General features: G+C 74.1%; 12 protein-coding genes and 3 tRNA genes. 9 read left to right on the forward strand and 6 right to left on the reverse strand.

Annotated elements, in window-relative coordinates; genetic code table 11:
* The first annotated feature begins 166 nt into the window (after positions 1-166).
* The 3 genes from gltX (at position 167) to ACH0A8_RS16010 (ending at position 2,742) form a co-directional block, all read left to right on the forward strand.
* Entirely contained in the window at positions 167-1,654 is a 1,488-nt protein-coding gene (gltX, locus tag ACH0A8_RS16000; RefSeq protein ID WP_406907547.1) for a glutamate--tRNA ligase, read from the forward strand.
* 10 nt (positions 1,655-1,664) lie between these two features.
* Complete coding sequence (locus ACH0A8_RS16005) at positions 1,665-2,624, forward strand: NAD(P)/FAD-dependent oxidoreductase (RefSeq protein ID WP_406907548.1); 960 nt, start codon at positions 1,665-1,667, stop codon at positions 2,622-2,624.
* A 46-nt stretch (positions 2,625-2,670) separates the two neighbouring features.
* Positions 2,671-2,742: transfer RNA gene (locus ACH0A8_RS16010), tRNA-Gln, on the forward strand.
* A 230-nt stretch (positions 2,743-2,972) separates the two neighbouring features.
* Here ACH0A8_RS16010 and ACH0A8_RS16015 read toward each other — a convergent pair.
* Positions 2,973-3,851: a glycoside hydrolase family 16 protein gene (locus ACH0A8_RS16015; protein ID WP_406907549.1), complete on the reverse strand. Its 879-nt coding sequence runs from the start codon at positions 3,849-3,851 to the stop codon at positions 2,973-2,975.
* Positions 3,841-6,060: a hypothetical protein gene (locus ACH0A8_RS16020; RefSeq protein ID WP_406907550.1), complete on the reverse strand. Its 2,220-nt coding sequence runs from the start codon at positions 6,058-6,060 to the stop codon at positions 3,841-3,843. The genes ACH0A8_RS16015 and ACH0A8_RS16020 overlap by 11 nt, the downstream gene beginning before the upstream one ends.
* 229 nt (positions 6,061-6,289) lie before the next feature.
* Here ACH0A8_RS16020 and ACH0A8_RS16025 point away from each other — a divergent pair, with 229 nt between their 5' ends.
* The 3 genes from ACH0A8_RS16025 to ACH0A8_RS16035 all read left to right on the forward strand — a co-directional run bounded on the left by ACH0A8_RS16025 (position 6,290) and on the right by ACH0A8_RS16035 (position 9,916).
* Entirely contained in the window at positions 6,290-7,630 is a 1,341-nt protein-coding gene (locus ACH0A8_RS16025) for a glycosyltransferase family 2 protein (RefSeq protein WP_406907551.1), read from the forward strand.
* A 502-nt stretch (positions 7,631-8,132) separates the two neighbouring features.
* Complete coding sequence (locus tag ACH0A8_RS16030; RefSeq protein ID WP_066654892.1) at positions 8,133-8,960, forward strand: glycosyltransferase family 2 protein; 828 nt, start codon at positions 8,133-8,135, stop codon at positions 8,958-8,960.
* Positions 8,957-9,916: a glycosyltransferase family 2 protein gene (locus ACH0A8_RS16035; protein WP_251159663.1), complete on the forward strand. Its 960-nt coding sequence runs from the start codon at positions 8,957-8,959 to the stop codon at positions 9,914-9,916. Before ACH0A8_RS16030 ends, ACH0A8_RS16035 begins: the two co-directional genes overlap by 4 nt.
* 92 nt (positions 9,917-10,008) lie before the next feature.
* On the opposite strand, the gene ACH0A8_RS16040 is transcribed toward ACH0A8_RS16035, so the two are convergent.
* From ACH0A8_RS16040 to ACH0A8_RS16055, 4 genes are all read right to left on the reverse strand, one after another.
* The gene (locus ACH0A8_RS16040) at positions 10,009-11,562 is read right to left on the reverse strand and encodes an oligosaccharide flippase family protein (RefSeq protein ID WP_251159664.1); all 1,554 of its coding nucleotides are present in this window, start codon (positions 11,560-11,562) and stop codon (positions 10,009-10,011) included.
* Positions 11,559-12,464 (reverse strand): beta-1,6-N-acetylglucosaminyltransferase, encoded by a 906-nt coding sequence (locus ACH0A8_RS16045; RefSeq protein WP_406907552.1) that lies wholly within the window; start codon positions 12,462-12,464, stop codon positions 11,559-11,561. Before ACH0A8_RS16045 ends, ACH0A8_RS16040 begins: the two co-directional genes overlap by 4 nt.
* Positions 12,465-12,566: 102 nt before the next feature.
* On the reverse strand, positions 12,567-12,770 hold the full coding sequence (locus tag ACH0A8_RS16050; RefSeq protein WP_066654886.1) for a hypothetical protein: 204 nt from the start codon (positions 12,768-12,770) through the stop codon (positions 12,567-12,569).
* 74 nt (positions 12,771-12,844) lie between these two features.
* The gene (locus ACH0A8_RS16055) at positions 12,845-14,191 is read right to left on the reverse strand and encodes a glycosyltransferase (protein WP_251155133.1); all 1,347 of its coding nucleotides are present in this window, start codon (positions 14,189-14,191) and stop codon (positions 12,845-12,847) included.
* A gap of 102 nt (positions 14,192-14,293) precedes the next feature.
* On the opposite strand from ACH0A8_RS16055, the gene ACH0A8_RS16060 reads away from it, so the two are divergent.
* From ACH0A8_RS16060 to ACH0A8_RS16070, 3 genes are all read left to right on the forward strand, one after another.
* The gene (locus ACH0A8_RS16060; RefSeq protein ID WP_066654883.1) at positions 14,294-14,926 is read left to right on the forward strand and encodes an MBL fold metallo-hydrolase; all 633 of its coding nucleotides are present in this window, start codon (positions 14,294-14,296) and stop codon (positions 14,924-14,926) included.
* 98 nt (positions 14,927-15,024) lie between these two features.
* Positions 15,025-15,100, forward strand: a tRNA-Glu gene (locus ACH0A8_RS16065).
* Positions 15,101-15,158: 58 nt separating this feature from the next.
* Positions 15,159-15,234 (forward strand) — tRNA-Glu (locus ACH0A8_RS16070).

Here is a 15,234-nt window from a genome sequence, read left to right on the forward strand (position 1 = left end):
CTGCAAGGGGGACCTTGTGGGAGAGTAGGACGCCGCCGGACTCAACTTCAGCAACACCAGGAAACCCCTGACCGTGATCGGTCAGGGGTTTCCTGCGTTTCCGGGCCGACCCGCACACCGGCACCGCAGGTCGGGCAGCGTGGCGCGCCGGTAGGATCGTGTGGTCATGACTGCACCGTTCACCACTGCCACCGGCTCCGACGTCCGAGTCCGTTTCTGCCCGAGCCCGACCGGGACCCCGCACGTGGGGCTCATCCGGACGGCCCTGTTCAACTGGGCCTACGCGCGCCACACCGGCGGCAAGCTCGTGTTCCGCATCGAGGACACCGACGCCGCTCGGGACAGCGAGGAGTCCTACGAGCAGATCCTCGACGCGCTCCGGTGGCTCCGGCTCGACTGGGACGAGGGCGTCGAGGTGGGCGGTCCGCACGGTCCGTACCGCCAGTCCGAGCGCTCGGACGTGTACGAGGACGTCATCGCGAAGCTGCGTGCGTCCGGCCACGTCTACGAGTCGTACGTGACACCGGAGGAGATGGAGGCCCGGAACATGGCCGCCGGTCGCGACCCGAAGCAGGGGTACGACAACCACGAGCGCGACCTGACCGAGGCCGAGCGCCAGGCGTTCCGCGACGAGGGGCGGCAGCCGGCGCTGCGGCTCCGTGTGCCCGACCGCGACCTCAGCTTCGACGACCTGGTTCGCGGCGAGATCACCTTCAAGCAGGGCACCTTCCCGGACTTCGTGGTGGTCCGCCCCAACGGCAAGCCGCTGTACACGTTCACGAACCCGGTCGACGACGCCCTGATGGGGATCACCCACGTGCTGCGCGGTGAGGACCTGCTGTCGTCGACCCCGCGGCAGATCGCGCTGTACGAGGCGCTCGTCGAGGTCGGCATCACCGACGTCGTCCCCCGCTTCGGACACCTCCCGTACGTCATGGGGGAGGGCAACAAGAAGCTCTCGAAGCGCGACCCCGAGTCGAACCTGTTCCACCACCGTGCCGCCGGCATGGTGCCGGAGGGGCTCCTCAACTACCTCGCGCTGCTCGGCTGGTCGATCGGCCCGGACCGCGACGTCTTCTCGTCGGACGAGATGGTCGCCGCGTTCGACGTCGTCGACGTGAACCCGAACCCCGCCCGCTTCGACCACAAGAAGGCCGAGGCGATCAACGGTGACCACATCCGTCTGCTCGACGCCGACGACTTCCGCGGACGCCTGCTGCCGTACCTGGCGGACTTCGTGTCGGTGCCGCCGACCGCCGAGCAGGAGCGGGTGCTGGCGGCGGCGGCCCCGCTGGTCCAGGAGCGCATGCAGCTCCTCGGCGAGGCTCCGGCGATGCTCGGCTTCCTGTTCACGACCGACGACGAGCTCGTGGTCGAGGACGACGCCCGCGCCACGCTGAAGGACGACGCCGGGGACGTGCTCCACGCCGGGGTCACCGCGCTCGAGGGCGTCGAGGACTGGACGACCGGGTCGATCGAGGCAGCCCTGCGGTCGTCCCTCATCGACGGCATGGGCCTCAAGCCGCGCGTGGCGTTCGGACCGCTCCGCGTCGCCGTGTCCGGGCGCCGGATCAGCCCGCCGCTGTTCGAGTCCATGGAGATCCTCGGCAAGGAGTCCACACTCACCCGTCTCCGCCGACTCGCGGACCGCTGACACCGTCGTGGTGACGACTCCGGGTGCGCGGGACGGCGACGGCCTGTCCGTCGACGTCGCGGTCATCGGTGCCGGTCCGGCCGGGCTGAGCGCTGCGCTCAACCTGGTCCGCGCCCGGCGGACGGTGCTGCTCGTCGACGCGAACCGACCGCGCAACGCTGCCACACTCCATTCGCACGGCTTCGTCACGCGCGACGGGATCTCGCCGCTCGAGCTCCGGAAGCTCGGCCGGGTCGAGGTCGAGTCCTACCCGGAGGCGACCGTCGTGCAGTCGGTCGTCGACCGTGTGGCCCGCGACGGTGACGGCTGGTCGGTGCACGGTTCCTCCCGCGGGGCCGAGCTGCGGGCCCGCGCGAGGGCCGTCGTGGTCGCGACGGGGCTCCGGGAGGAGTTCCCGGCACTGCCGTCCCTGCGAGCCCTCTACGGCACGTCGGTGCACAGCTGCGTCGAGTGCGACGGGTACGAGCACGCAGGGCAGCCCCTCGCGTTCCTGTGCGAGACGTCCGACGTGGTGGACCGCGCGTTGCTCGTCGGTTCGTGGACCGACGACCTGGTGGTCTACACGAACGGTGCCGCGGTGCTGGACGATGCCGGCCGTGCGCGCCTGTCGGCGGCGGGCGTGACGGTCGACGAACGGCCCGTGGCCGACCTCGAGGGCGGTCGGGACGGCCTCACCGGTGTCCGCCTGGCGGACGGCGACGTGCGGCCGCACACCGGAGCGTTCGTGCGACCCCTGTGGCACGCCGACCTCGACTGGCTCGACGCGCCGGCGGACCGGGACGCCGAAGGGCTCCTCCGCGTGGACCGCGTCGGTCGGACCCGGGTGCCCGGGCTGTACGCCGTCGGGGACGTCACCCCGCCGGGTCCCGAGCAGCTCGTCGTGGCGGCCGGTCACGGGGCGTCGACGGCAGCCGCGGTGCACCGGGACCTGGTGGGTGGTCTCGAGGACCTCCGGGATGCTGTACAGTAGTTGATCGTGCCCCGGACAACGGGGAACGGAAGGCCAGCAGGCCTTTTGGGGTATGGTGTAATTGGCAACACAGCGGTTTCTGGTACCGTCGTTCTTGGTTCGAGTCCAGGTACCCCAGCTCGAAGGAAAAGCCCCCGGGAGATCCCGGGGGCTTTTCCCGTTCCCGGGCGCCTCGTACGAGGAGACACGCCCGGATCGACACGGAACGCCCGAATCGACACCGGGCGCGCGAACGGACGCGGAACGCCCGGAACGACACCGGACGCCGGCACCGAGGAACGCCGGTGTCCCGGAGGTGTCGACGGTCGGTCCGTCGTGGTCGGCGTCCGGGCAGGAGCCCGCTCGGCGTCAGTCGGCCGCGCGGTACGCCACGACCCAGTCGACGAGCACGTGCCCGTCGGACCCCGCCGGCACGCGGGCGTCGCCGATCGCGGTCTCGGCCTGCAGGGTGACGCGCATCGGCACCCTCGGCACGGCGCCCGTCGTCGAGGCGACCAGTGCACCGTCCCACCAGAAGCGCACGACGTCGGCGGTCCACTCGACGGTGGCGACGTGCCAGTCCTCCTGGCCGCCCGGCACCGTCGGAGCGTCCTCCGGCAGGAACCGCATGGTGCGGTCCGCGGCGTCGAAGCTGCCCGGCACCGCCGACACCGGACGGACGTCGCCGCCCAGGTCGCCCTCCGGCCAGTCGATCTCGCCCTCGTTCCAGTCGCCCGACAGCGGCCAGAGGAGCATCACGAACTTGTAGCCGGGGGCGTCACCGGCCCGGTAGCGGATCGAGACGCGCTGGTGCGTGTACGACCGGTAGCCCGCGGGCAGCACGGCCGCGACGAGTGGCTGACCGTCCTCGGTCCGCAGGTGGAAGTCGAGCGTCGAGTCGTGGACCGAGACGACCTCGTCCGGGTGGTAGATCCCCTTGCCCGAGGTGTCGCGGAACCCGCGGTACTCGGCCATCGCCGGGTAGACCGCGAGCAGGTCGCCGTGGGCGGCGTCGCGGTCGAAGTCCTCGGCGAGGTACGGGACCCAGCGGACCCCGCCCGACTCGACCGTCCCCGAGGGCATCTCCGCGGGCACGGCACGGTCGGCCCGGCGGATCGCCGTCGGCAGGACGACGGCCACGGTGCCGGTCAGCGCCGCGGCGCCGACGAGTCCCGCGACGACCGCACCGCGGCGCAGCACGTCGCGCCGTGTGGGGCCCGGTTCGGGCGTCGCGGGCTCACGCCGCACGGGCGACCTCGTAGATCCGGACACCGTCGCGGTCGTAGCGCAGCGTCCCGCGATCCGCTGCCGAACGTTCGAGGGCGTCGACTTCCGCGCCCGTCGCGGTGCCGCGGGCGACCACGTCCGCGCGCTCGGCGTCGGAGAACACCAGCCACGCGTCCCCGCCGTGCGCCCGGTCCGCGAGCGACTCGTCGAGGTCGGCCGGCGTGATGCCGTCCGGGTACCACTGCGTGAGGTCGCCCAGCGACTGCACCTGGCCCCAGCGCTGCAGGTACGCGGGGTACCCGGCGCCGATGACGGCAGGGAAGCCGCCGACGGTCGTCAGTGTGTCGTCCGCCGTGAAGCGGCCGTCCAGCCACCGCGCCGCCAGGACCTCGCCGGCCGGCGTCCGGTTCGCCTGCTCGGCCTGGAACGTCGTCGCGACGAAGAGCAGCGTCGTGACGCCGACCAGTGCGCCGGTGAGCAGGAGACGGAGCCGACGCCCGTGCAGCGCGTGGACGGCGGCGATCGCCAGGAAGGGCGCCGAGAAGAGCACGACGCGGAACCTGCCCTCACCCCCGTAGCTCTGCCCGAGGACGAGCACGACCGGGCACGCGGCGAGCCAGAGCACGAGCAGTGCCCGGTGGCCGTGACCGGCACGCACCGTCCGCACGATGCCGACCAGGGCGACGACCGCGACCAGGGCGGTGAGGGCGAGCACCCCGCGGCTCTGCAGGGTGGTCGCGAGCGACGGGATCGCGATCGACGTCGAGGCGGCCGTGGCGTTGCTCACCGGGTCGAACCCGGTGGTCAGGCCGAACTTCTCCTGCACGTAGTCGAGGTTCGGCAGGAGGTACAGCAGCGGTGCGGCGACGACGGGCAGCGCGGTCCACCAGGGTCGGACGACCCCGATCACGACGAGCGGGACGAACGCGGCGACGAGCACGTAGGGCGTGAGCTGGTGCGACGCCGTGATCACCGCCTGGAGGAGCACGACCAGGACCACCGCGGTGACGGTCGCGGTGCGGGTGGCCGCGGTACCGGGGTCGACGGCCGCGGCGGTCCCACCGGTCGGCACGAACGGTGCCCGGCGGGCCCGGAGCAGTCGGGAGACGACACCGTCGATCCCGCGCCCGAGCGCGTTCGGGGTGCTGCGCAGCGTGGTGAGCACGACGAGCACGACGGCGAGGAAGAGCGCGAACGCGAACGCCTGCGGTGAGTAGTAGTCCTGACCGACCCAGTTCGCGGCGCTGAAGACCACGGCGGCCGTGACCGCCCAGCGGCCCCGGAGCCCGAGCGCCCGGGCGATGCCGAGGACGAGGGCACCGTCGAGCAGGGCGAACGCGACCTCCACGAAGCGGACCGGCGCGGCGGCGTCCGTGGTCCCCGTGACGGAGCCGAGGAAGGCGCTCACCGCGAAGAAGCCCGGCCAGCGGTTGTAGATGTCGATCGCCGGGTCGACCGAGCCGTGCTGCTGGATGTACGCGGTCACCGCGATGTGCTTGAACACCCAGGGCGGTCGGGGCTCGGCAGCCGCGAGGTTCGCCGTGCCGTACACGACCACGACGAGCACGGCGGCGGTGGCGGTGCGGAGCGCGGCCGGGAACCGACGGTCGACCAGCGCGACGACGGTCACCGCGAGGACCGCACCGGCACCGACCCACCACACCGGGGGGACGGCGGTGAGCAGGCCCCACTCGCCGAGCGCCCCTCTGGTGGTCTGCGCCGTGCCGACGACCCAGAGCGCGACCCCCGTGACGAGCACGCCGCCGCCGACCGCGAGCCGGACGAGCGTACCGTCGCGGCGTGCTGCCCAGGCGGAGCGGACGGCGTGCTGCACCGACGCCCGGTCGGACGACCGGGCCGTGACGACCCCGTGCGCCAGCGCCGCCCAGCCGCTGACGACGAGGACGAGGCCCGCCGCCGGGACGGGGGCCCAGCGCTGGGTCCAGACCATGGCGAGGGCGACGACGGTGTCGACCGCGGCACCGGCGACGAGGACGAGCGCCGCCCGGCTCACCGGCTCGGTCAGGCGGAGGGGCCGGACGACGGCCGTCCCGGGCACGACGAGGAGCGCCGTCAGGACCACGGCGGTCTGCACCGGACCGGTCGTCCCGGTGAGCAGCACCGCCGTCGCCGCGAACGCCAGCACCGCGGCAGCGACCGCCGGCACCGGGGACCGGTGCACCCGGTGCGCCCGGCGGAGCTCCACCCGCGTGGGCGCCGTCGCGGTCACGGGGTGACCACCGCGGAGGTGAGGGGCATCGGGCGTTCCTTCGGGTCGGGTGCCGGCTGTCGAGGCAAGTCGACCATCGTCGACCGCCACCGACGAGGGTGCCGACGGGGTTGTGCGGGTGCCCTGCGGCATTGCGGCATCACGCACGGTCGCGTCCGCTCCTGCGGGGGAACCGCAGGCTCCCCGCGGCCGCGTTGACGCCACCGCCGGGGCCGACGACGGTGGTCCCATGACCTCCACGCCGCCGCGACCGTCGTCGTCCCGCCTCGTGCTCGAGCGCACGATGGCGAGCCCCGAGCCGCCCACCTGGTCGGGTGCGGTCTGGGTCGGCGCCGTCGACGCGCACGAGGTCCCCGACGGCGACGTCGCGATCCCGCTGGCGGACGCCGCCGGCCACAAGACGGCGCGGCTCCTCGTCCGTGCGGGCACGTCGCCCCGGGGCTTCGTCGACCTGCCCGTCACCGACGGGACGGTCGACGCCTCCGAGCTCCGCGCGGCCGTCGACGCGCTGCCCCCGGCCGAGCACCCGCCCGTGCCGATGCGGCTCCCGAGCACGACCGTCGTGCTCTGCACCCGCGACCGCGCCGACCAGCTCGCCGACGCCCTGCGGTCGGTCCTCGCGCTCGACCACCCCGACCTGGAGGTCGTCGTGGTCGACAACGCGCCGTCCGACGACGCCACCCGTCGACTCGTCACCGGGCCCGGCACCGACCCGCGCATCCGGTACGTGCTCGAGCCGACGCCCGGGCTGTCCAGCGCCCGGAACGCCGGTGTCCGTGCCGCCCGTGGCGAGGTCGTCGCGTTCACCGACGACGACGTCGTGGTCGACCGCGGGTGGCTCCGTGCCCTCGCGTCCGGCTTCGCCCGCGGGGAGGACGTCGTGTGCGTCAGCGGGCTCGTGGCGAGCGGCGAGCTCCGCACGCCGGCCCAGCGCTGGTTCGACGAACGGGTGACCTGGTCGCGGAACCTCACCCCGCGGGTGTTCCGGCTCACCGCCCCGCCGGCGGACCGGCCGCTCTTCCCGTTCTCGGTGGGCGACTACGGCACCGGGGCGAACTTCGCGATGCGCCGTGACGCGGTGCTCGCGCTCGGGGGCTTCGACGAGGCGCTCGGCGTCGGCACCGCCACGGGCGGCGGCGAGGACATCGACGTCTTCGCCCGCGTGGTGCTCTCCGGCGCGGCCCTCGCGGTCGAGCCCTCCGCCCTGGTCTGGCACCGGCACCGCGCCGACGTCGCCGCACTCCGCACCCAGGCGGTCGGGTACGGCACCGGGCTCGGGGCGTGGCTGACGAAGACCGCCCTCCGGCCACGGACGCTCGGGATGGCGCTGGTCCGCGCGCCCGGCGCGGTCCGGCACCTGCTCGCCGGGGCGGCAGTCCCCGCAGCGGACGTCGCCGGTGGGCCGGCGCGCTCCGACACCGTCCCCGCAGCGGGTGACAGCGCCTTCGACCGCGAGGTCGCCGCGGTGCCCGGCGTCGAGCTCCGCGCCGTGCTGCGGGGTGTCGGTCGCTACGCGCGGTCCCGTCACACGGTGCGCGCCCGCTCGGCTGCCGCCCGCCGGACCTCCTGATCCGGCACGCGGTCCGACCGCGTGTCGACCGGGAGGCGCGCCGTGCGCCCGCACCGCGGGCTGCGGCCCGGCCCGGTACCGGACCGCAGCGACCGTCACGCGGCCGCACCACGCTCCGCGACCCGACCACGTGCGGGACGTCGGACGAACGGTCCACCCGTCCCGCCCCTCCCGGTCGCCACGTGGCGCGTCGGGCGGTGCGTCGGAGCGTCAGCACGTGCCTCCCGGCCGCCGTGCCCGCACGATCCGTACCCGCGCGATCCGCACCCGCTTGCGGGATTCCGTACGCGCGGTCGCGGCTGCCGCAACGCACCCCGCGCCGCGTTGACCGGTGACCGCGGCGCGGACGAAGGTGGGACCGCCGCGGGAACGGCGTACCCCCGTCCCCGCGGTGAGAGCACCCCACCCGCCCCACGGACCATCCCCACACGTCCCACCGGCGCCCACCCAGCGCCGGACCGACGGGACACGACCCACGCAGCCTGAACCCGACAGGAGCACCATGAGCACCACCGTCCGACCCCGAGACCCCCGTGTCTCGGTCGTCATCCCCGCACGCAACGAGGCGCGCAACCTCGAGATCATCCTGCCGATGCTGCCGCCCGTGCACGAGGTGATCCTCGTCGACGGGAACTCGGTCGACGACACCGTCGCGACCGCGCGGCGCCTGATGCCGTCGATCACGGTCGTGCAGCAGACCCGGAAGGGCAAGGGCAACGCACTGGCCTGCGGCTTCGAGGCGGTCACCGGCGACGTCGTCGTCATGTTCGACGCGGACTGCTCCGCGGACGCCGCCGAGATCCCGCGCTTCGTCGACGCCCTCGTCGCCGGTGCCGACGTCGCCAAGGGGTCCCGGTACGCGCCCGGCGGCGGCAGCGACGACATCACGGTGATCCGGGGCCTCGGCAACAAGGGGCTCAACATCATCTCGAACCTGCTGCTCGGTGCGCGGTACACGGACCTCTGCTACGGCTACAACGCGTTCTGGGCGGACACGCTGCCGACGGTCGGTCTGCTGTCCTCGACCCTCCCGCAGCCCGCCGACGGATCGATGCGGTGGGGTGACGGCTTCGAGATCGAGACGATCCTGACCTGCCGGTGGTCCGCCGCCGGCTTCGCGATCACCGAGGTCCCGAGCCACGAGAAGCTCCGCGTGCACGGCACGAGCAACCTCAACGCCGTGAGCGACGGCATCCGCGTCCTCACCTCGATCATGCACGAGCGTCGTCGCGCCGGCGAGGTCGCCGCCCGCGCCCGTCTCGCGCCGACGCCGGTGCGCGCCCGCGCCGTTGCGGAGCCGGTGGCCGTCCTCGACGAGGAAGCCGCGTGAGCCTGCCCACGGTCGCGGTCGTCATCTGCGCCTACACCCAGCAGCGCTGGGGCGACCTGCAGGCAGCCGTGGAGTCGGCGAAGCGGCAGCCCGAGGCCACCGAGGTCGTCGTCGTGATCGACCACGAGCCCGAGCTGCTGCTCCGCGCCGCGGCCAGGTGGCCCGAGCTGCGGGTCGTCCCGAACGCCGAGGAGCGCGGCCTGTCCGGCGCTCGGAACACGGGCGTGGCACTCGCCGCGTCCGACGTCGTGGCCTTCCTCGACGACGACGCCGCGGCGGACCCGGACTGGCTGATGCACCTCGTCGAGTCCCTCGAGCTGCCCGACGTCGTCGGGGTCGGCGGCCGCGCGACCCCGTCGTGGCCGGACACCACCGGCGCCGGACCGTTCCCGGACGAGCTGCTCTGGATCGTCGGCTGCAGCTACACCGGGCTGCCGACCGAGGCCGGCGACGTCCGGAACGTGATCGGTTCGAGCATGGCGTTCCGGCGGGACGTCCTGCTCGCCGCGGGCGGGTTCCGGTCCGGCATCGGTCGGGTCGGCAACCAGCCGCTGGGCTGCGAGGAGACCGAGCTCTGCATCCGGATCGCCCAGATGCGCCCGACGGCCCGGATCCGCTACGAGCCGCGGTCGAACGTCTCGCACCGCGTGTCGGCCGACCGGGTGTCGATGCGGTACGTCCGTCGTCGCAGTTACTACGAGGGGATCTCGAAGGCCGTCCTGAGCCGACGGGTCGGTGCGCGGGACTCGCTCTCGAGCGAGGGCACCTACCTGACCCGGGTGCTGCCGGGGGCGCTCCTGCGCGAGCTCGGGACGGTCGGCCGTGGTGGTGGTGTCCGTGCGCTCGCGATCGTGACGAGCGTCGTCGCCACGGTGACCGGGTACGCGGTCGGGCGGACGTTCGGCGCCGTCGTGGTGCGGGCGACGGCGCCGGCTCCGGAGCCCGTCGCGGTCTGACCCCGGCAGATGCAAGGCCCCCGGTACCCCGCGTGGGTACCGGGGGCCTCGCGCGTGCTGCCCGGGCGGGCGTCGGTGCGCGCGGGTGCAGGTCAGCGCGAGCCGCCGCGGGCCGCCCGGAGCCGCTGCAGGAACCAGGGCAGGCAGGCGACGACACCGACGATGCGCACGACGTCCCAGACGGTGTCCTGCGGGGCGAGCAGGGAGGCCGCAGCCAGGAGCACGGCCGGCACCACGACGAGGGGGACCCGGCGGGCGGGTCCACGCCACAGCCTCCGGTCCCGCAGCGCGGCCTGCTGCAGCACGGCGAGCAGCGCGTACGACAGTACCGTGGACAGCGCGGCGCCGGCGATGCCGAGCGGTGGGACGAGCAGCAGGTTCGCGCCGACGTTCACGGCGGCGGCGGTGGCGGCGATCACCCCGACGGCGACACCGCGGCGCTCCACGACGAGCAATCGTCCGGTGGCGCCGCTCGCGACGACCGGGAAGGCCGTCAGGGCGACGACGAACACCACGACCGACAGCTCCTCGACCCGGTACGAGGGCGGTGCCAGCACCGGGAGCGCGACCGGCGACACGAGGGTCACGGCGAGGAGCACCGGCGCGAGGAGCAGGTACAGCTCGTCACGCGCGTGCATCGCGAGGCGCCGTCGTGCGGCGGCGTCGCGGAGCGCGGCGAAGTGCGGCGCCCACGCGCTGTTCGTGAAGGTCAGGAGCAGGACGACCGCCGAACCGACGACGTAGGCGATCTGGTAGCGGGCCACCTCGTCGGGTCCGAGGAGGCGCTGCACGACGATGCGGTCCCCGGCGTTCAGGACGAAGTAGGACAGGTTGCCCAGCGCGATCGGCACGCCGAGCCGGAAGGCGCGTGCCGTCGTCGCGTGGTCGACCAGCCCCCGCAGGCGCGGGCGGACGGCGACGACGCCGATCACCATCGCCACGCCCTGCGCGACCACGCCGCCCCAGGCGTAGGTGGTCGCGTCGGCGTGCACGAGTACGAGGAGGCCGAGGCCGATGACCGAGCCGCCCACCGACGACAGCAGACTGGTGACCGCGAAGACGCGGATCCGGTCCTGCGCCACGAGGAGCGCCAGCGACGTCTGCACGACCGCCGCGGGCAGCGTCCAGAGCACCGCGACCAGGAGGAGCGGGTGCTGGCCGACGAAGCCGGCCGCGTCACCCCACGCCGGCAGCGACCCCAGCGCCGCGAGCGTGACGAGGGTCGCGAGGACCGCACCGACCGGGACGAGCCCGCGGGCCCGACGGTCGTCGCCGTCCTCGGCGCGTTGCAGCACCGCCGCCTGGTCGAGTCCGGCCACGGCGAGGACGCCGAGCGCCTGGAAGAGCGCGATGGCGGACGCGAGCACGCCGAACTCGGACGGCGGCAGCAGGTGCGCGAGGACGGGGGAGACGAGCGAGCTGACGACCAGCTGCATGGACCAGACGACCACGTAGAGCATGCCCCGGCCGAAGAGCGCCGAGGCACCCGTGCGGACGGCGGTGCTGCCGGTGTCGGTGCTGCCGGTGTCCGTGCCGGCGGTGCTGCCGGGGCTGCTCGTGGTGTCGCGGGTACGGGCGACGTGCCGCCCGGCGCGCCGCACCGTCGTCGTCCGCGTCGCACTCCCGGTGTCGGACGGGACGCTCACGGCGCGGTGGCCCCGGCGGGACGGTGCGCCCGCAGGCCGACCGCCGCGTCGACGAGGTCGAGCAGGTCGGCGCTGCGGCTCGTGGAGAACTTCCGCGCGAACAGGTACGGCGGCTGGTCGTCCGGACCGGTCCAGTGCTCCAGCAGGCGTCCGGCGTCCGGCGTCCCGAGCCACGGCGGGCTCTTCATCCGGGTACCGTCCCACCCGATGTACCAGAGCGGGTGCTCGAGGTGCTCGTCGGCGAACCCCGGGACGAGTGCGGGGGAGTTCAGGATCGAGGCCACGAGCGACTCGTCGGCGATCCACACGCGGCGCCAGAAGCGCACGAGGTCCGGGCGGGCGTCCACGACGTCGACCACGGCCTGCGCGTGCTCACGACTGATCAGCTTCACCTGGGACCCACCGGTCAGGACGACCCCACGCGGCAGCCGACGCGGCACCGGCAGCCGCAGCATGTGCTTGCGCCACGCCCAGTGGCGGTAGCGGAACCGCGACCAGCCCCCGCCGCGCCAGTCCGGGTGCGGGAGCGGGTGGGTGACGAGGAACGAACGACCGGGGTGGCGCCAGAGCACCGCGCGCACCTCGTCGGCGGTGGCGAGCGGGTAGTCGCTGCCCGTCAGGACGGCGATGTGGCTCGCATCCGTCCCGGCGAGCGCGGCGCGGTACCCGGCGAGCTCCGCTGCTGCGTTCTCCCACCGCGCCCATCCGGTGCGCCGGCGGTCGAGCAGGTGGACGCGCGGCGGGAGCCCGTCGGTCATCGCGTCGTGCGCGGCGTCCGGAGTGCGGACGTCGCAGTGCAGGAAGACGGGGAAGGGGTCCAGCGCCTCGAGGAGTCGGCGGACCTGGGTCGGGTCCTCGTGTGCGAGGACGACGCAGGCGAGCTCCGCGGTGGGGGTGGGCATGCGAGCGACGCTAACTCCGGCCCCGGAGCCCGACAAGGAACCGCCGGGGCGGCTGCGGGGATGCAGCGGTTTCCCGCACGCGGTACCGCTCGAGCGCGGCGGTCAGCCCCGGCGACGGAAGCGCGGGCAGTCGCAGAGCGCGCAGTCCGAGCCGCGTCGGTAGTGCTCGTGCGCCTCCCGCTGGTGGCCGCACGCGCACGTGGCGGCGTCCGTCGCGCTCGGCGCGACGAGGTGCAGCACCGGCGCTGGACCCGTGGCGTCGTCCGCCGGGACGTCACGGCGCTCGGTGTCGGTACCCAGCAGCATGCGCCCTCCTCGCGCCCGACGCAGTCGTCGGACGTGACCGATCCTACGGTCACGCGTGGCGCTGCGCCTCCGGGTCACCCGGCGAGGGGACGTCCCGCCCTGACGGCGCGCCAGCGTCGACGACTGCGGAGCCATGCGGACGGTCCCGCGGGGAACCCCCGGAGCTCGTGGTACGCCAGTGACCGCGGCACCGGTGTGCTCGCCGGAGCCGGGAGGGTCGGGTCCGCGGCCCGTCGGTGGTCGGCGCCACGGCCGCGGAACAGGGCCGCGGCCGCGACCCGGGCCTTCGCCGTCGCCGCGAGGGGGACGAGCCGAGCGAGGACGGCGACGTGTCGTCGGTCCCGGGCCACGAGTGCGCAGAGCAGGGCGGCGAACCCGACGCCGTTGCCGTGCAGCTGCGCGTGCAGCTCCGCGACGGTCCGGCGGTGCCGGTGGTGCACGACGGCGCGGGGTTCGAAGCCGATGCGTCCGCCGCGCCAGAGGGTCTCGACGAACATCGCCAGGTCCTCGCCGCCGCGTGCGGGGGACCCGGCGCCGAGGGTCGGGTCGAACCCACCGACCGACTCGAGCAGTGTCCGGCGGAACGCCATGTTCGCGCCGGCGCCGTACGCACCGATGCCGTACACCGGGAACCGTCGCCGGACCGAGCCGTCCGGTCGCACCGCGGCCACGCGGGCGAAGCGCATCGCGCCGGGCACGTCCTCGGGGACGATGGTCACCGGCTCGAAGGAGCGCTCGCCGCTGAAGCCGCCGTAGTACGCCTCGTACCAGACCTGCGCGGGCGTCGCGAGCTCGGTCGGCAGGACCACGCCGACGACGGCGTCGAGCTCCGGCTCACGGACGAAGCGCTCGCCGAGGGCACGGAGCCAGCGCGGGTCGACCTGCACGTCGTCGTCGGTGAACGCCACGACCTCGCCCCGTGCCGCAGCGATCCCCGCGTTCCGCCCGGCGGACAGCCCGGGGCGCCGTTCCTCGACGAGTCGGACACGGCGTCCCGCGAGCAGGGCCGGCAGCGGGTCGTCCTCCGGGACCCGGACACGGTTGTCGACCACGATGACCTCGTGCTCCGGGTGGTCGTGGCGCTCGAGGGCGTCGAGCAACCGACCGAGGCCCTCGACGCGGTCGACCACGGTGGACACGACGACGGAGACCGACGGCAGGTCGTCGTCGTGCACGGGGGCCGGCGCGGTCGGGGTGGTCACGGACGACGATGCGGCGAGCGCCCGCAGCACCCGCGCGGCGTCGGACGGGTCGGCCGTCAGCGTCAGCCCGGCCGTGCAGACGGGGTACCCGTCGCGGCGTCCGACGACGAGGGCCTCCGTACCGGTCCCGTCGGCGACGAGCTCCGGCAGCGCGGCATCGAGGTCGACGTGCACGACGCGCCGGGGTCCGGGCAGGGCGACGGCGGTGGTGGTGGCCATGTCCCGGACGCTACGGGCACGCATCGACGTCCGACAACGGCGTGCCAGGACCGTGGCGGGACCCGTGCGGAACCCCGCAGCCACGCGCGTAGGGTCGCCCGCATGGAGGTCACCAAGCTCGAGCACGCGTGCCAGGTCGTCACGAAGGACGGGGCACGGCTCGTCCTGGACCCCGGCGGGTTCACCCGCCCGGTCGACGTGACCGGGGTCGTGGCCGTCGTCGTGACGCACGAGCACCCGGACCACGGCACCCCCGAGCAGCTGCACGGGATCCTCGACCGGAACCCGGACGCGGTGGTCCTCGGGCCGTCGGGCGTGGCCGCGGCGCTCGCCGACGCGGGCATCACGGTCGAGGTGGTCGGCGACGGTGACCACCGCGAGGTCGGCCCCTTCACGCTCGACCTGCACGGCGCCCGGCACCAGCGCATCCACTCCTCGGTGCCCCTCGTCGACAACACCGGGGTGCTGGTGGACGGTCGTCTCTTCCACCCCGGGGACGCGTACACGGTGCCCGGCGTCCCCGTCGAGGTCCTCGCTGCTCCGGTCGGCGCACCGTGGCTCAAGGTCGAGGAGATGATGGACTGGATCGCCGCGGTCGGTCCGCGGCGCGCCTACCCGGTGCACGAGGCGACGCTGTCCGAGATCGGCTTCGCCATGCACACCGACCGGCAGCGCGAGGCGCTCGGGGACGGGGAACTCGTCGTGCTCCGGCCCGGCGAGTCGCTCACGATCTGAGACACCGCGGATCCGCCCGGAGGCGCGGCACACCCGGGCGACACGCCCCGTTTTGGCAGCGTGCGCGCGTTGTGCCATACTTATCGGGTTGTCGGAACGGCCCCATCGTATAGCGGCCTAGTACGTCGCCCTCTCACGGCGGTAACGCGGGTTCGAATCCCGCTGGGGTCACCACAGGTGGCTAGCCTCCGAGTCCGACAACGAGTGTGTCCCGCTCCCGAGCGGGGCGTGCGGCCCCATCGTATAGCGGCCTAGTACGTCGCCCTCTCACGGCGGTAACGCGGGTTCGAATCCCGCTGGGGTCACCA

The organism is Curtobacterium sp. 179-B 9B NHS, from assembly GCF_045370965.1.
GTDB lineage: Bacteria > Actinomycetota > Actinomycetes > Actinomycetales > Microbacteriaceae > Curtobacterium.